This is a genomic window from Streptomyces sp. NPDC003284 (genome assembly GCF_053589675.1).
The window spans coordinates 1-25,841 of record NZ_JBSFSI010000019.1 but is presented as its reverse complement, the minus strand read 5'-3'; the positions used below and the strand labels follow the sequence as shown (position 1 = coordinate 25,841).

Annotated in this window: 25 protein-coding genes and 1 rRNA gene; 6 read left to right on the top strand and 20 right to left on the bottom strand. The window is 73.4% G+C overall.

Features of this window, described 5'->3' with window-relative positions; genetic code table 11:
* Positions 1-26 precede the first annotated feature (26 nt).
* Complete coding sequence (locus ACWDYF_RS30165) at positions 27-929, bottom strand: SAM-dependent methyltransferase (RefSeq protein WP_389470923.1); 903 nt, start codon at positions 927-929, stop codon at positions 27-29.
* Between the two features lie 82 nt (positions 930-1,011).
* On the bottom strand, positions 1,012-2,334 hold the full coding sequence (locus tag ACWDYF_RS30160) for a helix-turn-helix domain-containing protein (RefSeq protein WP_389470926.1): 1,323 nt from the start codon (positions 2,332-2,334) through the stop codon (positions 1,012-1,014).
* A gap of 236 nt (positions 2,335-2,570) precedes the next feature.
* On the opposite strand from ACWDYF_RS30160, the gene ACWDYF_RS30155 reads away from it, so the two are divergent.
* Both ACWDYF_RS30155 and ACWDYF_RS30150 read left to right on the top strand, forming a co-directional pair.
* Positions 2,571-3,356, top strand: coding sequence for a DUF4232 domain-containing protein (locus ACWDYF_RS30155; RefSeq protein WP_389470929.1), 786 nt, complete (start codon positions 2,571-2,573; stop codon positions 3,354-3,356).
* Between the two features lie 194 nt (positions 3,357-3,550).
* Positions 3,551-3,775, top strand: coding sequence for a hypothetical protein (locus ACWDYF_RS30150; protein ID WP_381736830.1), 225 nt, complete (start codon positions 3,551-3,553; stop codon positions 3,773-3,775).
* Here ACWDYF_RS30150 and hemB read toward each other — a convergent pair.
* Positions 3,739-4,731 carry a porphobilinogen synthase gene (gene hemB / locus ACWDYF_RS30145; RefSeq protein ID WP_389470932.1) on the bottom strand — a complete coding sequence of 331 codons (993 nt, stop codon included), beginning with the start codon at positions 4,729-4,731 and terminating at the stop codon, positions 3,739-3,741. The two genes, ACWDYF_RS30150 and hemB, sit on opposite strands and share 37 nt — an antisense overlap.
* A gap of 798 nt (positions 4,732-5,529) precedes the next feature.
* Entirely contained in the window at positions 5,530-6,486 is a 957-nt protein-coding gene (locus tag ACWDYF_RS30140) for a helix-turn-helix transcriptional regulator (RefSeq protein WP_389470935.1), read from the bottom strand.
* A gap of 82 nt (positions 6,487-6,568) precedes the next feature.
* On the opposite strand from ACWDYF_RS30140, the gene ACWDYF_RS30135 reads away from it, so the two are divergent.
* Positions 6,569-6,985, top strand: coding sequence for a VOC family protein (locus tag ACWDYF_RS30135; RefSeq protein WP_389470938.1), 417 nt, complete (start codon positions 6,569-6,571; stop codon positions 6,983-6,985).
* An 88-nt stretch (positions 6,986-7,073) separates the two neighbouring features.
* Here ACWDYF_RS30135 and ACWDYF_RS30130 read toward each other — a convergent pair whose 3' ends face one another.
* The 6 genes from ACWDYF_RS30130 to ACWDYF_RS30105 all read right to left on the bottom strand — a co-directional run bounded on the left by ACWDYF_RS30130 (position 7,074) and on the right by ACWDYF_RS30105 (position 13,938).
* Positions 7,074-7,778 (bottom strand): ricin-type beta-trefoil lectin domain protein, encoded by a 705-nt coding sequence (locus tag ACWDYF_RS30130; RefSeq protein WP_389470941.1) that lies wholly within the window; start codon positions 7,776-7,778, stop codon positions 7,074-7,076.
* A gap of 280 nt (positions 7,779-8,058) precedes the next feature.
* Positions 8,059-9,768 (bottom strand): bifunctional uroporphyrinogen-III C-methyltransferase/uroporphyrinogen-III synthase, encoded by a 1,710-nt coding sequence (locus ACWDYF_RS30125; protein WP_381736834.1) that lies wholly within the window; start codon positions 9,766-9,768, stop codon positions 8,059-8,061.
* Positions 9,765-10,724, bottom strand: coding sequence for a hydroxymethylbilane synthase (gene hemC / locus ACWDYF_RS30120; protein WP_389470949.1), 960 nt, complete (start codon positions 10,722-10,724; stop codon positions 9,765-9,767). Before hemC ends, ACWDYF_RS30125 begins: the two co-directional genes overlap by 4 nt.
* Entirely contained in the window at positions 10,721-12,520 is a 1,800-nt protein-coding gene (locus ACWDYF_RS30115) for a glutamyl-tRNA reductase (RefSeq protein ID WP_389470951.1), read from the bottom strand. Before ACWDYF_RS30115 ends, hemC begins: the two co-directional genes overlap by 4 nt.
* Positions 12,517-13,281, bottom strand: coding sequence for a redox-sensing transcriptional repressor Rex (locus ACWDYF_RS30110; RefSeq protein ID WP_064534457.1), 765 nt, complete (start codon positions 13,279-13,281; stop codon positions 12,517-12,519). Before ACWDYF_RS30110 ends, ACWDYF_RS30115 begins: the two co-directional genes overlap by 4 nt.
* A 360-nt stretch (positions 13,282-13,641) precedes the next feature.
* A complete protein-coding gene (locus ACWDYF_RS30105; RefSeq protein WP_389470955.1) occupies positions 13,642-13,938 on the bottom strand; it encodes a glutaredoxin family protein in 297 nt (98 codons plus the stop codon).
* Positions 13,939-14,126: 188 nt separating this feature from the next.
* On the opposite strand from ACWDYF_RS30105, the gene ACWDYF_RS30100 reads away from it, so the two are divergent.
* The 3 genes from ACWDYF_RS30100 to ACWDYF_RS30090 all read left to right on the top strand — a co-directional run bounded on the left by ACWDYF_RS30100 (position 14,127) and on the right by ACWDYF_RS30090 (position 17,789).
* Positions 14,127-15,053 carry an HAD family hydrolase gene (locus tag ACWDYF_RS30100; RefSeq protein WP_078509655.1) on the top strand — a complete coding sequence of 309 codons (927 nt, stop codon included), beginning with the start codon at positions 14,127-14,129 and terminating at the stop codon, positions 15,051-15,053.
* A gap of 418 nt (positions 15,054-15,471) precedes the next feature.
* Positions 15,472-16,293 carry an ECF subfamily RNA polymerase sigma factor, BldN family gene (locus ACWDYF_RS30095; protein WP_389470958.1) on the top strand — a complete coding sequence of 274 codons (822 nt, stop codon included), beginning with the start codon at positions 15,472-15,474 and terminating at the stop codon, positions 16,291-16,293.
* Between the two features lie 242 nt (positions 16,294-16,535).
* Entirely contained in the window at positions 16,536-17,789 is a 1,254-nt protein-coding gene (locus tag ACWDYF_RS30090; protein ID WP_389470962.1) for a DUF5667 domain-containing protein, read from the top strand.
* 93 nt (positions 17,790-17,882) lie between these two features.
* Here the strand turns inward: ACWDYF_RS30090 and ACWDYF_RS30085 are convergent, their stop codons facing one another.
* The 10 genes from ACWDYF_RS30085 to rrf form a co-directional block, all read right to left on the bottom strand.
* Positions 17,883-18,968 (bottom strand): lysophospholipid acyltransferase family protein, encoded by a 1,086-nt coding sequence (locus ACWDYF_RS30085; RefSeq protein ID WP_389470965.1) that lies wholly within the window; start codon positions 18,966-18,968, stop codon positions 17,883-17,885.
* A gap of 14 nt (positions 18,969-18,982) precedes the next feature.
* The gene (locus ACWDYF_RS30080) at positions 18,983-20,044 is read right to left on the bottom strand and encodes an NAD-dependent epimerase/dehydratase family protein (RefSeq protein WP_389470967.1); all 1,062 of its coding nucleotides are present in this window, start codon (positions 20,042-20,044) and stop codon (positions 18,983-18,985) included.
* Positions 20,045-20,179: 135 nt separating this feature from the next.
* A complete protein-coding gene (locus tag ACWDYF_RS30075) occupies positions 20,180-20,278 on the bottom strand; it encodes a 30S ribosomal protein bS22 (RefSeq protein ID WP_003948845.1) in 99 nt (32 codons plus the stop codon).
* Positions 20,279-20,429: 151 nt separating this feature from the next.
* A complete protein-coding gene (locus tag ACWDYF_RS30070) occupies positions 20,430-20,642 on the bottom strand; it encodes a helix-turn-helix domain-containing protein (protein ID WP_018568181.1) in 213 nt (70 codons plus the stop codon).
* A 129-nt stretch (positions 20,643-20,771) separates the two neighbouring features.
* The gene (locus ACWDYF_RS30065) at positions 20,772-21,587 is read right to left on the bottom strand and encodes a phosphatase (protein WP_389470970.1); all 816 of its coding nucleotides are present in this window, start codon (positions 21,585-21,587) and stop codon (positions 20,772-20,774) included.
* A gap of 95 nt (positions 21,588-21,682) precedes the next feature.
* Positions 21,683-22,855: an acetoin utilization protein AcuC gene (locus ACWDYF_RS30060; RefSeq protein WP_389470972.1), complete on the bottom strand. Its 1,173-nt coding sequence runs from the start codon at positions 22,853-22,855 to the stop codon at positions 21,683-21,685.
* Positions 22,806-24,044, bottom strand: coding sequence for an MFS transporter (locus tag ACWDYF_RS30055; RefSeq protein WP_389470975.1), 1,239 nt, complete (start codon positions 24,042-24,044; stop codon positions 22,806-22,808). The genes ACWDYF_RS30060 and ACWDYF_RS30055 overlap by 50 nt, the downstream gene beginning before the upstream one ends.
* An 83-nt stretch (positions 24,045-24,127) precedes the next feature.
* Positions 24,128-24,952, bottom strand: coding sequence for a VC0807 family protein (locus tag ACWDYF_RS30050; RefSeq protein ID WP_389470978.1), 825 nt, complete (start codon positions 24,950-24,952; stop codon positions 24,128-24,130).
* A gap of 93 nt (positions 24,953-25,045) precedes the next feature.
* Positions 25,046-25,702, bottom strand: a complete 657-nt coding sequence (locus tag ACWDYF_RS30045; RefSeq protein WP_037887527.1) for an HAD family hydrolase — start codon at positions 25,700-25,702, stop codon at positions 25,046-25,048.
* 62 nt (positions 25,703-25,764) lie between these two features.
* A 5S ribosomal RNA gene (gene rrf, locus ACWDYF_RS30040) occupies positions 25,765-25,841 on the bottom strand; the annotation flags it as partial.

Sequence of the window (25,841 nt, the reverse complement as noted above, 5' to 3'; positions counted from 1 at the left end):
AAGGGAGTGCGGAAAGGGGGCGGTGGTCAGGGCTTGCGGGCGATGGCCGCGTGGATGCTGGGGTCGCCCGCCGAGGGATCGTTGATGTCGGCGTACTTGATCCGGTCGATCAGCTCCAGGGACTCCAGGTACTCCGGGTCCGGCACGCGCAGCACGGGCGCCGCGCCGTCCGGCCGCCAGTGGTGCACGGGGACGATGCCCGGTGCGGCGGGGGTCAGCCCGTTGTCGTCGAAGAACCGCTCGACCTGCTCGCGGGTGCGCAGCACGAAGGTCATCCCGCTCTTCTTCAGGGAGCCGACCACCTTGGAGGTGCCCGCCGGGTTGAGGTCCTCGGCCAGATGGCTCAGGACCAGCCAGCTCCCCGGGGGCAGCGCCGCCAGCAGGTCGCGGACCAGGGCGTAGGCCGCCTCGTCCTCGATGAAGTGCAGCACCGCGAGCAGCACCAGCGCCACGGGCCGGCCGAGGTCGAGCGTGCGGGCGGCCTCTTCGAGGATCCGCGCCGGGTCGCGCAGATCGGCGTCGACGTAGTCGGTGCGGCCCTCGGGCCCGGAGGTGAGCAGCGCGCGGGCGTGGGTCAGCACGATCGGGTCGTTGTCGACGTAGACGACCCGGGTCTCGGGGGCCAGGCGCTGGGCGATCTGGTGGACGTTCTCGGCGGTCGGCAGGCCGGTGCCGATGTCCAGGAACTGGCGCACGCCCTCGTCCCGTACGAGCGTGGTGACCGCGCGGCGCAGGAAGTCCCGGTTGTACCGGGCGGTGAGGAAGCCCCGGGGGTGCTGGGCGATGGCCCGCGCCGCCGCCTCCCGGTCGACCGGGTAGTGGTCCTTGCCGCCCAGCAGGACGTCGTAGACCCGCGCCGGATGCGGCTTGGTCGAGTCGATCCGGCTCCGCAGTTCGGCGGAGTCGGGGCTGAGGGCATCACCGGGCATGGCGCGTCTCCCTGGAAAAGTCGTCCGATCGCGAACAACCTAGCCGCCCACGGCACTTGGCCGCGCCCGGGGCCCGGTGCACTCAGCTCCCCAGTTCCCGTTCCCAGCCGTGGCCGCCCAGCGGGCTGACGTAGCGCGGACGGCCCTGCGCCCCGCTGGTGCGGAACGGCTTGCCGTGGTCGTCGACGCGGACGGTGCCGTGCCGGTCGCCGCTGGACCAGTCCAGCTCCAGGTACCAGCTCACGTCGTGCCCGGCGGTGTGCCCGTTGACGTAGAACACCTCGGGGTCGGACTCGCTGACCTTGTACGGGAAGTTCCGCTGCCCGGCGATGGGCTGGGCGGGCGGGTTGCCCAGGTCGAGCGAGACGTCGAAGGACTTGGTGTCCACCCCGCCGCCGCAGCCGTTGCCCATCGCGTACGAGTTCCACGTCAGCGGCGCGTCACTGCGCACCACCCGCACGTGCAGCCCCTGGAGCACGACCGTCTCGGCGCCGCTGCCCTGCACGGTGAGCACGACCATCTGGCGGTCGGCGGCGACCGCGCCCAGCGGCGCGCCCCAGCCGACCACGTCCTGGAGTCCGGGCGGCGGCGGCACGTTCTTCGGGCTGCGGTCCACCAGGAAGCTCTGCTCGCAGGGCACGTCCCAGTAGTACGGGGTGACGCCGACCGTGATCGGCACGGCGTCCGGGCGGCCGTTCGTGAGGGGCGCGGTGGAGCGCGGGGCGGCCGGGGTGTGCCCGGGGGCCGGGGAGGACGGCGGGGCGGAGGCGGAGCGCGAGGGCGAGAGGGAGGGGGACGCGCTGTCCTCCGGGTCCGCCGGGGGCGTGGCGCCGGGGCCGCCGCCGGTGGCGGAGACCGCCGCGGCGGCGCCTTCGGCGGTGCCGGACGGATGGGAGCGGCCGCCCGGCACCAGGTGCACCACGAGCGCGGTCGCGGCGGCCACCGCCACGATCCCGGCGCCCGCGAGCAGGGCGGTGGGGCGGCGGCGGGTGCGCGGTCCGCCCGGGTCCTCGGAGCCGGGACCGGGGCCGTGACCGAGAAGCGCGGGGGCGGGGGCGGGGTCCGGCGCGGCCGGTGATCCGGTCCCGGCGGAACGGCCGGCCGGTGCCGTCCCGTCCGCCGCGTCCTCCGCCGTCGCCCCGGCCGCCGGGCCCGCCCCCTTCGTCCCGCGCAGCGCGTCCGCGCGGACCCAGCGGCGGTGCAGTTCGAGGAGTTCGTCCGGGGTGGCCCGGCAGAGGCGGGCCAGCCGCTCGACGGGCGCGTAGTCGGTCGGTACGACGTCACCGCTGACGTACCGGTGCACGGTCGACGCGCTCATGTGCAGGCGCTTGCCGAGGGCCCCGTAACTGAGTCCGGACCGCTCCTTCAGCTCCCGCAGCAGCCCGGCGAAATCGTCCCCGGTCACCCTCCAGCCCCCTCCTCGCATCCCCGGACGGCGTCCCAGACGGTTGCCGTTCCCGCAGGTCAGACCCGCTTTTGGCATTCCAGCATCCCGGTTGTCCCGGCAGCTGTGGCCGCCGGGACGGATCCTCCCACAAGCTGTGGATCAGCCGAACACGGCGCTCCCGGCCCACCGCCTCACGGCGACCGGTCGAGCGCCGCTCGCCCCAGCCCGTTTCTCACTCGTACCGAGGAGTTCCCATGTCCGCTCGCATCCGCCGTATCCGCCGCACCCGCCGCACCCGGCTGTTCACCGCCGCCGCGATCGCCGCCGCGGCCCTGTCCCTGACGGCCTGCCAGAGCGGCGGCGACGACAACGGCGCGGGCGCCGCGTCCTCCGCCGCCCCCGCGGGATCCGTGCGGAACGAGCAGCCGTCCGGCGCCGCCTCCGGCGACACGAAGGCCCCGGACGAGACCGGGACGGGGACGGGGACGGGCTCCGGTTCAGGCTCGGGCTCGAACTCCGGTTCGGGTTCCGTCGCCGGGAAGGGCTCCTCCGTGGGCGGCGGCACCGCCAAGGGCGGCGGCAGCGGCAGCGGTTCCGGCGCGGGCTCGCGGGACACCGGCGGCTCCGACGCGTCCTCCGGGAAGCTCGCGAAGTGCGGGGCCAAGAGCCTGCGCTTCAAGGCCGCCACGGTCTCCCGGCCCATCAACCACCTGCTGATCACCGCGACGAACACGGGTTCGAAGACCTGCATGCTGCCCATGTACCCGGCGGCCCGCTTCGGCGAGGCGCAGTCGGTGCCGCCGGTGGCCGAGGAGACCAAGCCGCAGGCGGTGACCACGCTGGAGCCGGGCCAGTCCGGCTACGCGGGCGTGCTGCTGTCCGGCGACGGCGGCCACGGGCACACCGTGAACACCCTGACGATCCCCTTCGACGACGGCTCCATCGGCACGGTCGCGCTGCCCGGCAGGAGCGTCTACGTCGACGACAAGCTGACGGTGACGTACTGGGAGAGCACCGTGGAACCGGCCGTGGACTTCTGATCCACGTCCCGTACCGCATCCCAGAGGGACGCCGTCTGCGCAGGTCACAGGGGGTTGTGACGTTCCGGCGTCCCGCATCGGCGGCCGGTTGTGGCGCGGGGTGGTGCCCACGGATCAAGCTGGGCAGCACCCGCCGCCGACCACGGCCTCCGTCTCACAAGAACCGCTCGTGCCCGCCCTCAGGGGGATCTTCCATGCCCGCACGCCCCACCCGCGCACGCCCCGCCCGCGTCCGGCTGCTCGCCGCGACGGTGCTCGTGCTCGCCGCCTTGGCCGCCCTGACGGGCTGCGACGACGGTGAGGGCGTACGCGACGAGGGGCCGTCCACGGACTCGGCGTCGCTGGGGCGGCCGTGTGCGACGGCCGCCGTCCAGCCCGGTCCTCAGCGCAGCTTCTGCGCGACCTCGACGGCCCAGTAGGTGAGGATGTTCCGCGCCCCGGCCCGCTTGATGCCGGTCAGCGTCTCCAGGATGGCCCGCTCCCGGTCCACCCAGCCCTTCTCGGCCGCGGCCTCGATCATCGCGTACTCACCGGAGATCTGGTACGCGGCCACCGGCACGTCCACCGCGTCCGCGACCTTGGCCAGGACGTCGAGGTAGGGACCGGCCGGCTTGACCATGACCATGTCGGCGCCCTCCTCCAGGTCGAGGGCCAGTTCGCGCAGCGACTCGCGCAGGTTCGCCGGGTCCTGCTGGTAGGTCTTGCGGTCCCCCTGGAGCGAGGAGCCGACCGCCTCGCGGAAGGGACCGTAGAAGGCGGAGGAGTACTTCGCGGTGTAGGCGAGGACGGCGACGTCCTCCCGGCCGATCTGGTCGAGCGCGTCGCGGATGACGCCGATCTGCCCGTCCATCATCCCGCTGGGGCCCACGACATGGGCGCCCGCGTCGGCCTGGACCTGGGCCATCTCGGCGTACCGCTCCAGCGTCGCGTCGTTGTCGACGCGGCCCTCGGCGTCCAGGACACCGCAGTGGCCGTGGTCGGTGAACTCGTCCAGGCACAGGTCGGACATGACGAGCAGGTCGTCGCCGACCTCGGCCCGCACATCGCGCAGCGCCATCTGGAGGATCCCGTCCGGGTCGGTGCCCGCCGTACCGGCGGCGTCCTTCCTGGCCTCCTCCGGCACGCCGAAGAGCATGATCCCGGAGATCCCGGCGGCGACCGCCTCGGCGGCGGCCTTCTTCAGGCTGTCGCGGGTGTGCTGCACGACCCCGGGCATCGCCGTGATCGGCACCGGCTCGGCGACACCCTCGCGCACGAAGGCGGGCAGGATCAGATCGGCCGGGTGCAGCCGGGTCTCGGCGACCATGCGCCGCATGGCGGGAGTGGTGCGCAGCCGACGAGGTCGCGTACCGGGAAAGGATCCGTACGTCGTCATGTCCCCTACGCTACGCCCGCCCCGGACACCCTCTTGCCGACGAGATGTCGACCCCGGCACTCCCACGGACGACACCCCGTCAGGGGCCGCCCGGGGCCCGGCCGCGCAGTCCGCACGGGACGGCCGACCGCCCGCGCGAGCCGACGGCAGCTCCCGGCCGCGGCACCCCGGGATCTCCCGTACGGACTCCGGGTACGGGCCCGGACACCGCTCGGAGGACAGCGCGACCACCGGCCTGCACACGGCCTCCGCCCCTCCCCGATCCGACACGGATCCGGCCCGGGACCGTCCCGCGCGGGACGGCCGCCTGCCGGGGCAAGCCGGTCGGACCTGCGGCCGATCGGCCGACCTGCGCGGGGACGGACGAGCCGCCGGGGCGGGCCGGGCGACCGTGGGGCCACCAGCGGCCCGGGTGTCGGCCTCACCGGCCCGCACGCGACCCCGGCCCGGGGCGCCCGACCGGGACCGCCCTGCCGTCCCACGCGGGGCGATCACCCGTCCACGCGCGGGACGGCAGCCGTCCGTACGGGGCGCGATCAGTCGCCCGCGTGCGCCGCGCCAGCGCCTCGCGTACCGGGCCCGGGGCCAGGGCCCGCAGCAGTACGGCCGCCCCGAGCAGGTACCCGGCGGGGTCACCCGGATCCGGGCCGGATGCCGCCCTCGGCGAACCCCGCGGCGGACGGCGGGACCACCGGCCCGCACGCGACCCCGGCCCGGGGTGGCCGACCGGGACCGCCCCGCGCCGACCCGCGCGGGGCGGTCCCGTACGGCCCCTCGGCGGGCACTGATCCGGGGCGGTCAGTCGTCCGACTGGGCGGCCAACAGCTCGCGGGTGCGGTGGGCCAGCGCCTCGCGTACGGCGGCCGGGTCCAGGACGCGCAGGGGTACGGCCAGTCCGAGCAGGTATCCGGCGAGGCCGTCCGGGTCCGGGCCGCCGATCTCGACGACGGTGGCGCCGGGGCCGTCCGGGCGGTGGGTGCCGACGCTCGCCGGGACCAGCCGCAGCGCCTGCTCCAGGGGCAGCGGGAGGCGGACGGTCGCGGTCAGCGGGTAGGGGCCGTTGGCGGTGGAGCGGGAGACGAGCTGGGCCGGGTCGGGCGGGTCGGTCAGCTCCACCGGCTGCCCGGTCGGCTGGACGCGCTCGACCCGGTCGGCGCGGAAGGTGCGCCACTCGTCCCGGTCCACGTCCCGGGCGACGAAGTACCAGCGGCGGCCGGTGTGCACGAGCCGGTGCGGATCGACGTCCCGGACGGTGGACCGCCCCTTGCCGTCCCGGTACGCCAGCCGGGCGCGCTCGGCCCGGCGGCACGCGGCGGCCAGCTCCAGCAGCATCCCGGAGGTGATCTGCGGCTCGGCGGTGCGCGGGGTGTGCACGAAGGCCGCGTCCATCTCCTCCAGCCGCTCCGCGATCCGGCGCGGCAGCACCTGGCGCAGCTTCAGCAGCGCCGACAGCGCGGCCTGGTCGCCGCCGAGCGCCCCGCTCAGCGCGGCCTCGCGCAGGCCCACGGCCACGGCGAGGGCCTCCTCGTCGTCCAGGATCAGCGGCGGCACCCGGGACCCGGCCCGCAGCCGGTAGCCGCCCCAGGGACCCGGTTCGGACTCGACGGCGTACCCGATCTCCCGCAGCCGGGCGATGTCGCGGCGCACCGTGCGCTCGGTGACCCCGGTGCGCTCGGCCAGCTCGGCGCAGGTCCACGACGGCCGGGCGGCCAGCACGGAGACCAGCCGCAGCAGCCGGGCGGACGCACTGATCACGCCGGAAGTCTTCCACAGCCGCCGCACGGCCGGACGGACGACCAGGACCGGAACTGTCCTGGTCCCGTCCTACGGTCCTCGTATGAGCACTGAGCACACCGAGAACCCCGAGAACACTGAGAACTCCGCATCCGCACCCGCGTTCCGCTACGCCGCCGTCACCTTCGACTGCGCCGACCCCGCCGAACTGGCCCGCTTCTACAGCGAGATGCTCGGCCTTCCCGTCACCTTCTCCACCGAGGACTTCTTCTTCCTCTCCCGCGAGGGCGCCCCCGGCCTCGGTTTCCACCGCCTCGCCGGCTACCGCCGCCCCACCTGGCCGGACGGCGATCAGGGCAAGCAGGCCCACCTCGAAGTGGGCGTCGACGACCTGGACGCGGCCGAGGCCCATCTGCTGGCGCGGGGCGCGGAGAAGCCCGGCCACCAGCCCTCCCCCGGCCGCTGGCGGGTCCTGCTGGACCCGGCGGGCCATCCGTTCTGCATCACGACCCTGGTCTGAGGCACCGGCCTGCGCGCCCCCTCGTGCGAAGGAGCCGGTCCCGCTCCCCCCGGGCGGGACCGGCTCCGGTTCACGCCCGGTCACGGGGTCAGGGGGTCACGACCCACTTCTGGTTGGCCGCGCCGTTGCAGTCCCAGATGCCCAGCTGGGTGCCGTTGGCGGTGTTGAAGCCCAGGTCGTCGAGGCACTTGCCGGAGTTCTCGTTCCGCAGGGAGCCGTCGTTCTGGAGCACCCACTTCTCGCTCTGGCTGTCCGCGATGCAGTCGTAGATCTCCACCTTGGTGCCGTTGGCGGTACCGGCCCAGACGACGTTCAGGCACTTGCCCAGCGCCCGGACCGTGTGGTCGTCGCCGATGGTCCACCACTGCGCGTTCGTGCCGTTGCAGTCGTAGATCTGGACCGGGGTGGCGACCGTGGTCTTGCCGCCCTTCACGTCCACGCACTTGCCGCCGTAGCCGACCAGGCGGCCCTGCTTGCCCGAGACGCCCACGACCACCGCGTCCAGCAGCTTGCCCACGTAGGAGCGCGGCAGCGAGCAGACGGCCGTCGAGGTGCCGTTGCCGGTGACCAGGCTGCCGTACACCTTGTAGTCGACCGGCGTCCCGCCGTCGACGTAGAAGCAGCCGGCCTCCGCCCGCCACACCGTGCTCGGTGCCACCCCGCTGCACGACACGGCACCGACCGGGCCGTTGCGCTGGGCCGAACAGCTCCCCGGGCTCGCGGCCTGTGCGGTGCCGGGGAGGACGACCACGGCGGTCAGCACTCCCAGCAGAGCCGTTCCCGAAGCCGACACGGTACGTCTGACGCTACGTCTCACAGTCATGCGCCTCTCTGTTCGTTCACGTCTGGTCACGTCTGTTCACGAAAGCGGTGCAAGTGCGTTTTTGGAGCATCGGAAGCCTGATGGGGCCAGAGAGGAATGTCAACTGACATGGACGATTATCGGACTTCATTCATCTCAGTTGATGCCCTGCCGGAACGGAACCGGACACGAAAACGGCGGAGCGCCCCCCGCACGGGGGGCGCTCCGCCGTAGCGCTCAGCGCGTACGTCCGCTCAGGCAGGACGCCCGCTCAGGTCGTCGACCGGCGCCTGCGCGCACCCGGCCGCCGCTCGCTCGGCCGGGTCACCGGGTCACCGGCCTCCAGGGCCGCGGCCCGGCGCTTGAGGCCGAAATCGGCCAGCGCCTCGGCCAGCCTGAGGACGGACGGCTCGGGAGCCATCACGTCCACGCGCAGACCGTGCTCCTCGGCGGTCTTGGCCGTGGCCGGGCCGATGCAGGCGATCACCGTCACGTTGTGCGGCTTGCCCGCGATGCCGACCAGGTTGCGGACCGTGGAGGACGAGGTGAAGAGCACCGCGTCGAAACCGCCGCCCTTGATCGCCTCCCGCGTCTCCGCCGGGGGCGGCGAGGCGCGCACGGTGCGGTAGGCGGTGACGTCGTCGACCTCCCAGCCCAGCTCGATCAGCCCGGCGACCAGGGTCTCCGTGGCGATGTCGGCGCGCGGCAGGAAGACGCGGTCGATCGGGTCGAACACCGGGTCGTAGGGCGGCCAGTCCTCCAGGAGACCGGCGGCCGACTGCTCGCCGCTGGGCACCAGGTCCGGCTTCACACCGAAGGCGATCAGCGCCCTGGCGGTCTGCTCGCCCACCGCCGCGACCTTGATGCCCGCGAAGGCGCGGGCGTCCAGGCCGTACTCCTCGAACTTCTCGCGGACCGCCTTGACCGCGTTGACCGAGGTGAACGCGATCCACTCGTAGCGGCCGGTCACCAGGCCCTTGACCGCGCGCTCCATCTGCTGCGGGGTGCGCGGGGGCTCCACGGCGATGGTCGGCACCTCGTGCGGCACCGCGCCGTAGGAGCGCAACTGGTCGGAGAGCGAAGCGGCCTGCTCCTTGGTGCGCGGCACCAGGACCTTCCAGCCGAACAGCGGCTTGGACTCGAACCACGACAGCTGGTCGCGCCGCGCCGCCGCGGCACTGCGCTCGCCGACCACGGCTATCACCGGCCGGCCGCCGTCCGGGGACGGCAGCACCTTGGCCTGCTTCAGGGTCTGCGCGACCGTGCCGAGCGTGGCGGTCCAGGTGCGCTGGCGGGTGGTCGTGCCGCCGACGGTCACCGTCATCGGGGTGTCCGGCTTGCGGCCGGCCGTGACGAGTTCCCCGGCCGTGGCCGCCACCGAGTCCAGCGTGGTGGACACGACGACCGTGCCGTCCGAGGCGCCGACCTCCGTCCAGCAGCGGTCGGAGGCGGTACGGGCGTCGACGAACCGCACGTCGGTGCCCTCGGCGTCGCGCAGCGGCACACCGGCGTACGCGGGCACGCCGACGGCGCTCGCGATACCGGGGACGACCTCGAAGGGCACGCCCGCGGCGGCGCAGGCGAGCATCTCGGCGGCGGCGTCCGTGTCGAGCCCGGGATCCCCGGACACCGCACGGACGACCCGCCTGCCGCCCCGCGCGGCCTCCATGACAAGATGTGCGGCATCCCGCACCGCGGGGGCCCCGACGGCCGCTGACGTACCGTCAACGACCTTCAGCTGCGGCGTGCCCGTGCCCTGGACGGCGTCCGACGAGGGACCGGCGTCCGTGTGCACGACCGACACGCCCTGGCGGGCATGCGTGCGTACGACGTCGAGCACCTCGTGCTCGGCGACCAGGACGTCCGCGCTCGCCAGCGCCTCCACGGCGCGCAGAGTGAGCAGTCCCGGATCTCCGGGTCCGGCACCGAGGAAGGTGACGTGCCCGTGTTCCGGACCGGCGGGAAGGGTGGTGGGGCTCAATGTGCTCGCTCCCCCATCAGACCGGCCGCGCCCTGGGCGAGCATGTCGGTGGCGAGTTCGCGACCGAACGCCATCGCAGCGTCGTGCGTCGGGGGCACGGGACCGGTGGTGGACAGCTGCACCTGCGCGCTGCCGTCGGTCGTGCCGACGACGGCCCGCAGGCGCATTTCCTTGACAGTCTGCCCGTCGGCCAGGATGTCGGCCAAAGCACCCACCGGGGCGCTGCAGCCGGCCTCCAGGGCGGCGAGCAGTGAGCGCTCGGCCGTCACGGCGGCCCGCGTGAGCGGGTCGTCGAGTCCGGCGAGCGCGGCGGTCAGTTCCGCGTCGTCCGCGGAGCATTCGACCGCCAGTGCCCCCTGGCCGGGGGCGGGCAGAACGGTGTCGACCGACAGGAAGTCGGTCACCTCGTCGGCGCGGCCGATCCGGTTGAGTCCGGCCGCGGCCAGGACCACCGCGTCCAGACCGCCGTCGCGGACGAACCCGATGCGGGTGTCGACGTTGCCGCGGATCGCGACGGTCTCGATGTCCAGGCCGTGGGCGCGGGCGTACGCGTTGAGCTGGGCCATCCGGCGCGGCGCGCCGGTGCCTATGCGGGCGCCGCGCGGCAGGTCGGTGAACTTCAGCGCGTCCCGTGCGACCAGCACGTCCCGCGGGTCCTCGCGCTCGGGCACGGCGGCCAGGACCAGGTCGTCGGGCTGCGCGGTCGGCAGGTCCTTGAGCGAATGAACCGCGAAGTCCACCTCGCCCCGCAGCAGCGCCTCGCGCAGCGCCGCGACGAACACGCCCGTGCCGCCGATCTGCGCCAGGTGCTCGCGCGAGACGTCGCCGTACGTGGTGATCTCGACGAGCTCGACAGGCCGCCCGGTCACCTGGCTCACGGCATCCGCCACCTGCCCGGACTGGGCCATGGCGAGTCTGCTGCGCCTCGTCCCCAGTCTCAGTGCCTTGTTCCTCATGCTGGCCCTCGGTTCTTGCCGTTCTTCACGTGGTCGTCGATGGCGACGGGGTCGCTCACGGCCCGGGAGACGGCGGCCACCGTCTCCTGGTCCAGGTCGAACAGGGTGCGCAGCGCGTCCGCGTACCCGGCGCCGCCGGGCTCGGCCGCGAGCTGCTTGACCCGCACGGTCGGCGCGTGCAGCAGCTTGTCCACCACCCGCCGCACGGTCTGGGTGATCTCCGCGCGGTGCTTGTCGTCCAGGCCCGGCAGCCGCCCTTCGAGGCGGGCGATCTCGCTGGACACGACGTCGGCGGCCATGGTGCGCAGGGCGACCACGGTGGGCGTGATGTGCGCCGCCCGCTGGGCCGCCCCGAAGGCCGCGACCTCGTCGGAGACGATCCGGCGGACCTGGTCGACGTCGGCCGCCATCGGCGCGTCGGCGGAGGCGTCGGCGAGCGACTCGATGTCCACCAGGCGCGCCCCGGCCAGCCGGTGCACGGCGGCGTCGACGTCGCGGGGCATGGCCAGGTCGAGGACGGAGAGGACCGGCTCGGGGCGCGGCAGCACGGCGACCGGTTCGGGCCTGCGGCGCTCGGGGACCCGGCCGACGGTGGCGGCGGTCGCGGCGAGCGCGGTGATCAGCTCGGCGTCCGCGCCGGCCTCCGCCTGCGCGTCGCGCGTACGGTCCCGCTCCAGCAGCGAGGTGCCGCCGTCCACCCACGCGCCGTGCTGCTCCAGGGTGGCCGCGTCGATGCCCGCCACGGCGGACTCGCCGAGCAGGGAGAAGGCGGGCTCCACGGCGGCCAGGTCCAGCGGGCAGTTCTCCTCACCGGCACCGGCGGGCGGCAGCGGCGTCGTGGCCGTCTCGCGCGCGTCCGGCCTCGCCGCCGGGGCGGTGCGGCTGCGGGCGGATCCGGTGTACGGGGCGGCCGGGTCCGTGGGACCGTCGTGCGGGGCCGCGACGGGTGCTCCGGTACGGCCCTCGATCGCGGCGGCGATCGCCTCGGCCGTCAGGACGAGTCCCGTCGCGCCGGTACAGGAGACGGCGACGTCTGCACGTGTCAGCTCGGCCGGCACCGCGTCCATCGGTACCGCGCGGGCCGGCACGTGCGTGTCGTCGCCCTCGGTGAGGATCCGGGCGAGCCGCTCGGCGCGCTCCTGGGTGCGGTTGGCGATCACGACCTCGGCGACCCCGGCACGCGCCAGCGTGGCGGCGGCCAGCGACGACATCGAACCGGCGCCGATGACCAGGGCCTTCTTGCCGCGCGCCCAGTCGGCGACGGGCGCGCCCGCGGACAGCTGCTCCAGGCCGAAGGTGACCAGGGACTGCCCGGCGCGGTCGATGCCGGTCTCCGAGTGCGCCCGCTTGCCCACCCGCAGGGCCTGCTGGAACAGATCGTTCAGCAGCCGCCCGGCGGTGTGCAGCTCCTGGGCGCGGGCCAGCGAGTCCTTGATCTGGCCGAGGATCTGGCCCTCGCCGACGACCATCGAGTCCAGGCCGCAGGCCACCGAGAACAGGTGGTGGACGGCCCGGTCCTCGTAGTGCACATAGAGATAGGGAGTGAGTTCCTCCAGGCCGACCCCGCTGTGCTGGGCGAGCAGCGTGGACAGCTCGGCGACACCGGCGTGGAACTTGTCCACGTCGGCGTACAGCTCGATGCGGTTGCAGGTGGCCAGGACCGCGGCCTCGGTGGCGGGCTCCGCGGCGACGGTGTCCTGGAGGAGCTTGACCCGGTCGTCCGCGTTCAGCGAGGCGCGCTCCAGGAGGCTGACCGGGGCGCTGCGGTGACTCAGTCCGACGACGAGCAGGCTCATGCCGGCATCACGGCGGGGACGTCCCCGTCGGGCCCCTGGTCGGCGGAGCGCTTGCGGGCGGCTCCGGCGGCGGGCAGCGGACCCTCGGCGGCGGCCTCCTCACCGGCCTTGCGCTGCTCGTGGAAGGCGAGGATCTGGAGTTCGATGGAGAGGTCGACCTTGCGCACGTCGACCCCTTCGGGGACGTTCAGCACGGTCGGCGCGAAGTTCAGGATGGAGGTCACCCCGGCGGCGACGAGCCGGTCGCAGACCTGCTGGGCGGCGCCCGCGGGGGTCGCGATCACGCCGATCGAGACGCCGTTGTCCCGGATGATCGCCTCCAGCTCGTCGGTGTGCTGGACGGGGATCCCGGCGACCGGCTTCCCGGCCATCGCGGGGTCGGCGTCGATGAGCGCGGCCACCCGGAAGCCGCGCGAGGCGAAGCCGCCGTAGTTGGCGAGCGCGGCGCCGAGGTTGCCGATACCGACGATCACAACCGGCCAGTCCTGGGTCAGGCCCAGTTCGCGGGAGATCTGGTAGACGAGATACTCGACGTCGTAGCCCACACCGCGGGTCCCGTAGGAGCCGAGGTAGGAGAAGTCCTTGCGCAGCTTGGCGGAGTTGACTCCCGCCGCCGCCGCCAGCTCCTCGGAGGAGACGGTGGGCACCGAGCGCTCCGACAGCGCGGTCAGGGCTCGGAGGTACAGCGGAAGCCGGGCGACGGTGGCCTCGGGAATCCCTCGGCTACGGGTCGCCGGTCGGTGAGTTCGGCCAGTTGCCACGGTGCTCCTGCGGGTAGAGCGGGGCTCTGGGCGGCCATACGTCCCCGGACCGCCCCGTCGACAGCAGGCTATGTCTTTGTGAACGCGTGCACAAAGATGGTGTCCGATTTGCCCGGCCAACGTGACCGGGGTCACGCGCCCCCGGCGCACACATCTGGAACCGGCGCACTCGCCGCCGCGTTCCTTACTTGTTGGGGGCAAAACCGCACACGCTCCTCTGTGATCGCCGCCCCCGAGACCAAGCCGCCGTCGATCCTAAGCGACTTTCGGCCACTTTGTACCCGCCGGTCAGTCACGTTCGCCCCCTCGGCCGGTCCCGGGCGGGACCCCGCCGGGCCCGCTGCGGCGCTCCCGCCCCGCTCAGCCGGCCAGGGCCCGCCGCAGCCGCTCCTCGTTCACCCGCCAGAAGGTGTGCTGCTCCCCGTCGATCAGCACCACCGGGATCTGCTCCCAGTACGCGTCGTACAGCGCCGCGTCCTCGGTGATGTCCCTGCCCTCCCACCGCACGCCCAGGTCCGCGCACACCTTCTCGACGACCGCCTGCGCGTCGTCGCACAGATGGCAGCCGGGCTTGCGGACGAGCGTGACCAGCCGGTCCCGGGGGGCGGGCGCGGCGGCGGACGGCACGGACGCCTTGCGGCGGAAGAGGGCGCTCATACCGGCATTGTCGCCCCGCCGCCCGGCCCCCGGGTGCCGCTCGTCACCTCCCGCCGCCCCGTGCGCCGCCCCCGTACGCCCCTTGCACTCCCTTTCGGTGATCCCTGCCACTCCACGGCCGGGCGGAGTTCACGGGCTTCCCACCTCGCGGCTCCGGAAGTCCCGAACAGACTGGCTATGCTCACGCCATGGCCGCTCTCGGATGGCTCACCCCCCGTAGGCGCTCCGCCACCGCGCGGAGCGTGCTGGCAGGCGAGGCCTCGGCGGAGGCAGCGCGCAAGTCCACGCAGGAGGCGGACACCCCGCCGCCCGCGCCCGAGGAGCCTCAGTTCCCCGTGCCCGGGGACGACCGCGCCGCCGCCTTCTTCGACCTCGACAACACCGTGATGCAGGGCGCCGCGCTGTTCCACTTCGGCCGCGGCCTGTACAAGCGGAAGTTCTTCGAGACCCGCGACCTCGCCCGGTTCGCCTGGCAGCAGGCGTGGTTCCGGCTGGCCGGGGTCGAGGACCCCGAGCACATGCAGGACGCCCGCGACTCCGCGCTCTCCATCGTCAAGGGCCACCGCGTCGCCGAGCTGGAGTCCATCGGCGAGGAGATCTACGACGAGTACATGGCCGAGCGCATCTGGCCGGGCACCCGGGCGCTCGCCCAGGCCCACCTCGACGCCGGCCAGAAGGTGTGGCTGGTCACCGCGGCCCCGGTCGAGATCGCCCAGGTCATCGCGCGGCGCCTCGGCCTGACCGGCGCGCTGGGCACGGTGGCCGAGTCGGTCGCCGGTGTCTACACCGGCCGCCTGGTCGGCGAACCGCTGCACGGCCCGGCCAAGGCGGAGGCGGTACGCGCCCTCGCGGCGGCCGAGCACCTGGACCTGTCCCGCTGCGCCGCCTACAGCGACTCGCACAACGACATCCCCATGCTGTCCCTGGTCGGCCACCCCTACGCCATCAACCCGGACGCCAAGCTCCGCCGCCACGCCCGCGAGAAGGACTGGCGGCTGCGCGACTACCGCACCGGCCGCAAGGCCGCGAAGGTCGGCATCCCCGCGGCGGCGGGCGTCGGCGCGGTCGCAGGCGGCACCGCGGCGGCCATCGCCCTGCACCGCCGCAGGCGCTAGCCGTACCGATCACGAGCGCCGTCCGCCGCCCACCAGACGCCACCGGATGCCACAGAACAGCACAGGACGTCACAGGAACATCACCGGTCACAGTCGCACTCCGCACCCGGATTCCGGTCAGACGACCGAACACGCCCACGCACCGCGCCGGCCAGTCCCGTTGGCGGTACACCGCCACGACATGCCCCGCTCCGGCACCGAATCCGAACCGGACCGATCAGCAAACGGTCAGTCTGTGGCACTCGATCGGGCGTCAACTGGCTACGGAAGCGACGTAATCGATGATTTGAGCAACTCGGTGTAGCAGGGCCTACACGAAGCGTTATTCTCCTCAGACGCAATCCGGCACCCCTCCGTCGCTACGACGGGTGAATGGTTCCGCACTGCACGTGATGCAAGCTCTGCCTCTGGGAGTCCCGTGTACCCACACGTCGGGGTTGACGCCTCGGGCCTGGCTACGCTCCGCGCAACGGTCCTCGACCTGCTGCGCGCCCTCGTCCCCACCGCGTACGCCGGCCCCGCCTTCGCCACCGCAGCGCCGGTCGGCCCGTGCTACGCGCTGGCCGACGGCATGGAGCAGGGCCCCGCGCGCAGCGCCGTCGTCGAGGGCCGGCGCTCCGCCGAGGGGAGGGCGGCCAGACGAGGCCGCTCCGCCCCGGCGGCCGCTGTCCGCCGCCCGGCGGCGGACAGCGACAGCGCCCGGATGATGGATCTGGTCGAGCGCGCCCAGGCGGGCGAGGCCGACGCCTTCGGGCGCCTCTACGACCAGTACAGCGACACCGTGTACCGGTACATCTACTACCGGGTGGGCGGCAAGGCGACCGCCGAGGACCTCACCAGCGAGACCTTCCTGCGGGCCCTGCGCCGCATCGGCACCTTCACCTGGCAGGGCCGCGACTTCGGCGCCTGGCTGGTCACCATCGCCCGCAACCTGGTCGCCGACCACTTCAAGTCCAGCCGCTTCCGGCTGGAGGTCACCACCGGCGAGATGCTCGACGCCAACGAGGTCGAGCGCTCCCCCGAGGACTCCGTCCTGGAGTCCCTGTCCAGCGCCGCCCTGCTGGACGCCGTACGGCGGCTCAACCCGCAGCAGCAGGAGTGCGTCACGCTCCGCTTCCTCCAGGGCCTGTCCGTCGCGGAGACCGCCCGGGTGATGGGCAAGAACGAGGGCGCGATCAAGACCCTCCAGTACCGGGCCGTACGCACCCTCGCCCGGCTGCTGCCGGACGACGCCCGCTGAGCCCGCCGGGCCCCCGACCGAGCGCCACGGCCAACTCACCCTGTGTTGCCGTGCGTTGACTTCTCCACCCGATCCCCGGTCGTCCGTAACCGAAGTGCCGAGCCGCTCGTTGTGCGGGATACAGGCTCCCTGTGGTCACGCCTTGGCCCACGCTGATCACTCGATCGTGTGGCACGGTCGTGGGCGTGCAACCCTCAGGACCCCTGGGGAGTCGACCGTCATGACGAGAGGAGGTGCCGCCAGTGATCGCGAACGTATCGGCGCACCGGCGGGCGAACGCCTTCGCCCAGGCCCTGGAGGAGCTGTCCGACCGGGGCGCGGCGGCCGAGCAGTCCGAGGGACCGCCACCGGCCCCGGCAGCGGCGGAGCAGACCGAGCAGGGCCGGTTCCTGGCCCTGGCGAGCGGTCTGTCCGCGCTGCCGAAGCCGGAGCTGGACCCCAAGGTCAAGGCCGTCCAGCGGGCCCGGCTGGTGGCCGCCATGGAGGCCATGCTGCAAGAGGGCACCGCGGCGGGCGAGGCGAACGAGCTGTCGGTGCCCGGCCGGCGCAGCCCCGGCGGCCGGGGCGCGCACCGGGCGACCGGCCTGGGCAGACTGCGACCGCGTACGCGGCTGGCCAAGGGCCTGACCGCGGGCGGGCTCAGTGTCGGGGTGGTCGCGAGCGCCTTCGGCGGCGTGGCCGCCGCCAGCTCCGACGCCCTCCCCGGTGACTCGCTGTACGGGCTCAAGCGCGGCATCGAGGACTTCAAGCTGCACTATCTGACCGACGGAGCGGACGGCCGGGGCGAGGCGTACCTCGACCTCGCCTCGACCCGGCTGAGCGAGGCCAGACGGCTGCTGGAGCGCGGCCGCGGCGGCCACCTCGACCACGAGTCCCTCGGCGAGATCCGCCGCACCCTGTCCGGGATGCAGCACGACGCCACCGAGGGCCACCGCCTGCTCCACGAGGCGTACGAGCGCGACCCGGAGTCCCTGGGCCCCATCCAGGCCCTGTCCAGCTTCTCCCGGTCGCACCGCGAGGCGTGGGGCGCGCTGCGCCAGAAGCTGCCCGTGCAGCTCGGCGACGTCAGCGACCGGGTGTCGTCGGTGTTCGACGCCATAGACGAAGAGGTCGCCCCGCTCCAGTCGCTGCTGCCGCAGCCCACCGCCCCGGCCGGCGGCGACAGCGGGCGGCACGGGAGCGCACCGGCCTCGCCGTCCGGCACCGCCGGTGCCACCGACCGGTCCGCCCCGCCCAGCACCGGCGGCGGCGCGCCCGAGAGCGGCCACCGGTCCGGCAGCGGCAGCCCCAGCGCCTCCTCGGGCAGTGGCGGCGACAGCGGCGAGGGCCTGCTCGGCGGCACCACCGGCGGTCTCCTCGACCCGCCGAAGGCCAGCGGCAGCGCCTCCCCGCCCGCGGGCAGGACACCGCCGCCCGGCGACCCCGACGTCACCATCCCCCCGCTCCTCCCGGGCCTCCTGCCCGGTCTGGGCATCGACGGCGAGGACGCGAAGTAACCGCGGCGCACCGGCCGTACGACAGCGGTGGGGCGCCCTCGCACAAAGAGCGAGGACGCCCCACCGGTGCGCGCCCCGAAGGAACCGCGAGCGTCAGAAGAACACCGACCGCCGCTGCACCAGCAGCTTGTAGAGCGTGTGCTGGATCTGCTCGCGCACCTGGTCGGTCAGGTTGAACATGAGCATCGGGTCCTCGGCCGCCTCCGGCGGATAGCCGTCCGTGGGGATCGGCTCGCCGAACTGGATCGTCCACTTCGTCGGCAGCGGCACCGCGCCCAGCGGCCCCAGCCAGGGGAAGGTCGGCGTCAGCGGGAAGTACGGGAAGCCGAGCAGCCGCGCGAGGGTCTTGGCGTTGCCGATCATCGGATAGATCTCCTCCGCCCCGACGATCGAGCACGGCACGATGGGCGCGCCCTGCCGCAGCGCCGTCGAGACGAACCCGCCCCGCCCGAACCGCTGGAGCTTGTAGCGCTCGCTGAACGGCTTGCCGATGCCCTTGAAGCCCTCCGGCATCACCCCGACCAGCTCCCCCTGGGCCAGCAGCCGTTCGGCGTCCTCGGCGCAGGCCAGGGTGTGACCCAGCTTGCGGGCCAGCTCGTTGACCACCGGCAGCACGAACACCAGGTCGGCCGCGAGCAGCCGCAGATGCCGGTCGGCCGGATGGTGGTCGTGCACGGCGACCTGCATCATCAGCCCGTCCAGCGGCAGCGTCCCCGAGTGGTTGGCGACGATCAGCGCGCCGCCCTCCGCGGGGATGTTCTCGATGCCCTTCACCTCGACCCGGAAGTACTTCTCGTACACCGGCCGCAGCAGGGACATCAGCACCTGGTCGGTCAGCTCGGCGTCGTACCCGAAGTCGTCGACGTCGTACTCGCCGGTCAGCCGCCGCCGCAGGAACGCCAGGCCGCTCGCCACCCGCCGCTCCAGGCCGCCGCCGTCCCCGGCACCGCCCGCCTCCGCCTCCGGCTCCGGCTGCCCGGCCGACTGCCCGGACGCGGGCCCGTCCGCCCCGGTGTCCTCCTCGCGCGCCGCCGTCCGCCCCGGCAGCGGCTGGACCTCGCCGGCCGCCGCGGGCTCGGCACCACCGCGCCGGTGCGTGGTACGGCGCCGCGGCGACCGCGATCCGGAGCCCCCGCGGGAGCGGTCGTCGTCGAACGGGATGACCTTGGCGTCCGCCATCGTTGCTGCGCTCCTCAGTTGGCGCTCGGCGTCGGGAGGTGAGCGCCGCCCCGGCGGGACAGCGCGGCGATCCGGTCGACGGCCCGCGCGAGGGCTTCGGGCGGCAGCAGCCCGGGGCCGCGGCTGCGGACGAAGTCCTCGAAGGTCTCGGCGGTCGTGTACCGGGGGGCGAATCCCAGCGTGCGGCGCATCTCGTCCGTGGCCACGACCCGGCCGTGGGTGAGCAGCCGGATCTGCTCGGGTGAGAAGTCCGTCATACCCAGCGTACGCACCAGCGAGCCCGCCCAGGTGACCGCGGGCAGCAGCAGCGGCACGGTGGGCCGGCCCAGCCGCCGCGCGCACTGCGAGAGCAGCAGCACCCCGTCACCGGCGATGTTGAACGTGCCGCTGTTGAGCGTGCCCCGCCGGGCCTCCCGCGCGGCCAGCCGCAGCACCTCGACGACGTCGTCCTCGTGCGCGAACTGGAGCCGCGGGTCGTAGCCGAAGACGGTCGGCAGCACCGGCAGCGCGAAGTACGAGGCGAGCGGGGTGTCCACGGTCGGCCCGAGGATGTTGGCGAACCGCAGCACGCACACCGCGACGTCCGGCCGCCGCCGCGCGAAGCCCCGGACATAGCCCTCGACCTCGACGGCGTCCTTGGCGAAGCCGCCGCTGGGCAGGGACTTGGCCGGGGTGGTCTCGGTGAACACCGCCGGATCGCGGGGCGCGGAGCCGTAGACGTTGGTGCTGGACTTCACCACGAGGCGCCGCACGCTGGGGGACTTCTGGCAGGCGCCCAGCAGCTGCATGGTGCCGATGACGTTGGTCTCCTTGACCGTGGCCCGGCTGCCGCCGCCCAGCGCGGTGCCGGTCACGTCCAGGTGGACGACCGTGTCGGCGGACGCCTCGGCGAGCACCCGCGCGATGGTCGGCTGGCGGATGTCGGCCTGGACGAAGTCGGCACCGCCCAGCGAGTGCTCGGGCGGCACCGCGTCCACGGCCACCACCCGGTCCACCTCCGGGTCCCGCAGGATCCGCCGGACGAACCGCCCGGCGAGCCGGCGGGCCACCCCGGTCACGAGCACGGTCTGTCCCAAGATCAGCGCCTTCCTTCACGTCGCGTCCCGCGTACCCCGTGTGCGGCCAACCTAGTGTGGCCCCCCACCGCACGGGTGGGGGGCCACAGACACGCTCTCGCGTTGTCGCGCACTAACCAGTGGCGACCGGCGTCACTACTTCTTGTTGCGACGCTGGACGCGGGTGCGCTTCAGCAGCTTGCGGTGCTTCTTCTTGGCCATCCGCTTGCGCCGCTTCTTGATAACAGAGCCCACGACTACCCTCGCTCACTTCTCATCACTCGGTGTTTGGGCGCCATGGGCCCACACGACCTACGAGGGGCTAGCCTACCCGCCCGAGTGCTGAGGCCGTTAATCGAGGTGTCCGGGGGTCCCGGCCGGGCCGGTTCGGGCCCCCGGCCGGTCGTCAGGCGGGTTCCACCCCCACATAGCTCTCGCGAAGATACTCGTGAACCGCTTGCTCCGGGACGCGGAAGGACCGCCCCACCCGGATCGCGGGCAGATGACCGCTGTGCACCAGGCGGTACACGGTCATCTTCGACACTCGCATCACCGAGGCGACCTCCGCCACGGTAAGGAACTGGACCTCGTTGAGAGGCCTCTGGTCAGCTGCAGCCATGACACACCTGCACCTTCCGCACTCGACGGTCGCCGGCTTCCCCTTCCGGTGACTCTTCGTCGCTGCGTGCTCACTCCCCAGACTAGGGGCGGGTGATGCGAGTGGGGAAGAGGTGCACGCATCGGCAACCTAGGACGAAAGGCCCGCCCGGTCGAGTACGTAGCGGATGAGCGGACGGTAGTACACGGATCGCGCTCCGTCATCCAGCGGCACCACGACGGCCACGCGCCCCTCCGCCTGCCCGACGAACGGAGCGGGATCGTCCGTGTCCGCCAGACCCATGGCCTCGAACCCCAGTTGCCCTGCTCCGCACACCCAGCCGTGGTCCCCGATCACCAGGTCGGGCAGCGGTCCTCCGGCCGCCGCGGCCGCGTCGAGGGCCACCCGGACCGGGAGCGGGGAATGCGTGTGTGCGCCGGGCTCACAACCGGGGCGCGCGGGGCCCGGGAGCCGCACGAGGGCCACTTGTCGTACGTAGTCCAGGTGGTGCGTACGTAGACCGAACCGGGTCGTTATGTCGACACAGCGACCCTGCGCCGGGGTGAGGACGGCACATCCCGCCGCCGACAGGGCGTCCGCGAGAGCGGCGTAGAAACCCAGGAGCCGGTGCGGGTGCCCGGTACCGATCAGCACCGCCGCGCCCCGCCGGGCCGCCGCGCCGAGCCGGTCGGCGAAGGCGCCGAGCGCGCTCAGGGTCAGCTCCGGGTCAATCACATCATGGCCGAAGGTGCACAGCGGATCGGCCGAAACGCCGCACTTCTCAGCCATCAGTTCGATCAGCTCCCGCTGCCCCCAGGGGAGTTCCGGGTCCAGGCCGATCAGCGCCCGGGGATCCCCCGCGGCGAACAGCCGGTACCTGCGCAGGCTCACCTCACGCGTGGTGGCCACGACACCGGCCAGACGGGCACGGACCAGATGCGCGCGCAGCGCGGTGGTGCTCGACACGAGGCGATGGTGGCGGACGGCCCCCGCCCGCGTCCCGGGAACGGCACAACACCCCACGCCCGGCCTAACGCCACCCGCCCGGCCGCACACAGGCCCTAGGGCAGCAGCCCGCGCAGCGGGAACGCCGCCCGCCGGGTCGCCAGGATCGCCTGGTCGAGCCGGTCCGCCGGGTCGTACCCGGCCTCCCAGGCCGCCCACGGCACCGGCCACCGGCCGTCCGTCATCCGCAGCGGCCCCAGCTGCCGCGTCCGCGCGTACACCTCCTGGCGCCAGCTCTCCGGGATCACCGTCTCCGGGTCCACCGGGCGCCCCGCCGCGATCCCCACCAGATGCGTCCACGAACGCGGGACGACCTCGACCACCGCGTAACCGCCGCCGCCCAGGGCGACCCAGCGGCCCTCGGCGTGCTCGTGCGCCAGGTCGTGGCAGGCGGCCTGCACGGCCCGCTGCGCGTCCAGCGACACCGCGAGATGCGCGAGCGGGTCCTCGAAGTGCGTGTCGGCGCCGTGCTGGGTCACCAGCACCTGCGGCCGGAAGTCCGCGAGCAGTTCGGGCACGATCGCGTGGAACGCCCGCAGCCAGCCCGCGTCCCCGGTCCCGGCCGGCAGCGCCACGTTCACCGCCGAGCCCTCCGCGCTGTCCGCACCGGTCTCCTGCGGCCACCCGGTCTGCGGGAACAGCGTCCGGGGATGCTCGTGCAGCGAGACCGTCAGCACCCGCGGGTCCTCCCAGAACGCGGCCTGCACCCCGTCGCCGTGGTGCACGTCGACATCGACGTACGCGACCCGCTCGGCGCCGAGTTCGAGGAGCCGGGCGACGGCCAGCGCCGCGTCGTTGTAGACGCAGAAGCCGGACGCCGCGCCCGGCATCGCGTGGTGCAGCCCGCCCGTGAAGTTCACCGCGTGCAGCGCGTCCCCGCCCCACACCACCTCCGCCGCGCCCACCGACTGGCCCGCGATCAGCGCCGAGACCTCGTGCATCCCGGCGAAGGCCGGATCGTCCACCGTGCCGAGGCCGTACGCCGGGTCGGCCGCCGCCGGATCCGCCGACGCCGTCCTCACCGCCTCGATGTAGTCCAGCCGGTGCACCAGCCGCAGCGTCGACTCCCCGGCCGGCTCGGCGGACACCAGGCGCACCCGGCGGTCGAGCCCGAGGGCGCCGACCAGGCTCCGGGTCAGGGCGAGCCGGACCGGGTCCATCGGATGGCCGCGGCCGAAGTCATACCCCGTTACCGCCTCGTCCCACATCAGCTGTGCGCAGCCGCTCATGACCGCCACCGTATCGGTCGCCCGGCGGCGCGAACGACCTGGCGTACACCAGCGTCACCAGCACCAGGACCATCGGCACCAGCATCGCGCCGCGGTAGCTCCAGGCATCGCCCAGCGCGCCCACCAGCGGCGAGCCGACCAGGAATCCGACGTAGTTGAAGATGTTGAGGCGCGCGATCGCCGCGTCCGAGGCGCCCGGGAACAGCCGCCCGGCCGCCGCGAAGGTCTGCGGCACCAGCACGCACAGCCCGAGCCCCAGCAGCGTGAACCCGAGCATGCCCACCCAGGCCCCCGGCGCCCCGGCCACCACCGCGAAACCGGCCGCCGCCACCAGCGTGCCCAGGCGTACCACCGCCGCCGCCCCGAACCGCCGCACCCCGGCGTCCCCGAGGGTCCGGCCCAGCAGCGTGGTGACCATGTAGACGTTGTACGGGACCGTCGCGAGCTGCTCCGAACTGCCCAGCGTGTCCTGGAGGTACTTGGCGCTCCAGTTGGAGACGGTCGAGTCGCCGATGTACGCGAAGGTCATGACCAGGCAGAGCGGCAGCAGCAGCCGGAACACGACGGTCCCGCCCGCGCCCGCGCCGCCCGGGGCCCCGGCGGCGGCCGGATCACCGGAGCTGGCGGGAGCGTCGGCGTCGACGTACCAGCGGCTCGCGACGAACGCCGCCGGGAGCAGCACCGCCACCACCGGCAGATACGACGCCCACAGCGCCAGATGCCAGTGCGCGCCCGCCCAGGCCAGCGAGGCGCCGACGATCCCGCCCAGGCTGTAGGCGGCGTGGAAGCCGAGCATGATGCTGCGGCCGTACGTCCGCTGGAGACTCACCCCGAGCATGTTCATCGAGGCGTCCAGCATGCCCACGGCCAGCCCGAACACAGCCAGCGTCAGGGCCATTTCGGCTATCCGGTCACCGGATCCGGCCCCGAGCAGCGCCAGCAGCACGACCGGCTGCGACCAGCGCAGCAGACGGCTGGGCCGGAACCGCTTGACCAGGTGCTCGGTGGTGACACTGCCGACCCCCGCGAGGATGGGCACGGCCGCCAGGAAGACCGGCAGCAGGCCGTCCGAGACGCCGTAGCGGTCCTGGATAGCCGGAATGCGCGTCACGAGGAGGGCGAAGGCGGCACCCTGGGCGAAGAAGCTGAACGCCAGCGAGGCCCTGCCGCGCCGCAGCACATCTGTCATGGCGGCGAGCGTAGGGCCCGTGGCTACCTGTGGGTAGATCCAGTCAAAGATGAATTTTCTTCAGCTTCGGCGGGACCGCCCGCTCAGGCGGTGACGGCGGTCCCCGGAGCGGCGGCGCGGGCTGCCACGACGGCCCCGGCCTCGACGGTCGCCGCCCCAGCGGTCCCTGTCTCGGTCTCGGTCTCGGCCCCGGCGGTCTCGGCCCCGGCTTCGGCCTCGGCGGCCACCAGCTCCTCCATCGGCCCGGCGGCCAGCCCGCCGCCGACCAGGAAGGCGGCCCCCAGCGCGCCGACCATGAAGACCGTGCCGAGCCAGACCATCGTGTCCACGGGCACGGTGTACGCGCCCACGACCCGCGCCACGCACTCGGCCAGCAGCGCCACGCCCCAGACGACCGAGAACAGCCGCTCCTTGCGCCGGAAGACCGCCGAGCCGGCCGCCGCACCGGACACCAGCCGCTCCCACGCGGCCTCCTTGGCGGCGTCCCCCTTCACCATGAAGGGCTTCAGCCCCGCCGTCATCATCGGCCGGCCGAGGAACACCGAGACCAGAATGCCGATCGCGACCGTGCTGCTGACCCCGCTGTCCTTGGCCAGCATCAGCCGCGGGTCCCCGGAGACGAAGCTCAGCAGCAGCGAGACGACGTTCACGAAGAGGATCAGCGCCGCCAGGGAGTTGGCCCGCCGCTCCTTCACCAGGCTCCACACGGTCCGCAGCGCCGGGACCGCGCTGCTCCAGGCCAGCGCCGCGAAGGTGCTCGTCCCGAAGGCGTCCTTGAACACGTAGTACGAGCCGAGCGGCACCGCGATGTCCAGGATGAGCGGCCGGAAGTTGTCCAGCACGCTCGGGTTCCGGACGGCGTCGTCGTGGGCGGTGCTCCGGCTGTGGTTCCCCGTGGTCTTCGTCATGCCCTCAGCTTCGCCCGCGCAGGGGGTCCGGCGGCAGAACCGATCGTCCGGAGCTCCGCATGACAAATGTCAGCACCGCGCCGGTGGCCCGGGTCATGCCTCCGGGCGAACCAGCAGGTCAGTCAAGTCGGCCATGGAGGAGAAGAGTTGGGCGGCCCCGGCGAGCCGGTCGGCCGGGGTCATCGCCGTGAACCCGTACACGTCCATCCCGGCCGCCACGGCCGCCCGCACGCCCAGGGGGGAGTCCTCGACGACCACGCACCGGCCGGGCGCCACCCCCATCCGCTCGGCCGCGTACAGGAAGAGGTCCGGCGCCGGCTTGCCCCGGCCGACGTCCTGCGCGCTGAAGACCCGGCCCTCCTCGAACCACCGGTCGAGCCCCGTGGCGCGGTGCCCCACCCGTATGCGCTCATGGCTCCCCGAGGACGCCACGCAGTACGGCGTCCCGTCCGCCGCCAGCTTCTCCAGTACGCCGACGGCGCCGGGCACGGGCTTCAGCTCCCGCTCGAAGGCGGCGAAGACCCGGGCGTGGAAGACGTCGTCGAAGTCGTCCGGCAGCCGCTTCCCGGTGCGCTCCAGCACCAGGTCGTGCACCCGGTGCATCGCCGCGCCCATGTAGTCGCGGAGCGAGTCCTCGTACGAGGTCGGGTGGCCCAGCTCGGTGAGGTAACCGGCGAGCAGGCGGTTCGAGAGGGGCTCGCTGTCGACGAGCACACCGTCGTTGTCGAAGATGACGAGGTCATAGCGCATGGAAAAGAGCCTAGACGCAGAAAAACCCCGCACCGTGAGGTGCAGGGTTTTCCCTAAAATTTGTTCGGCGGTGTCCTACTCTCCCACAGGGTCCCCCCTGCAGTACCATCGGCGCTGTGAGGCTTAGCTTCCGGGTTCG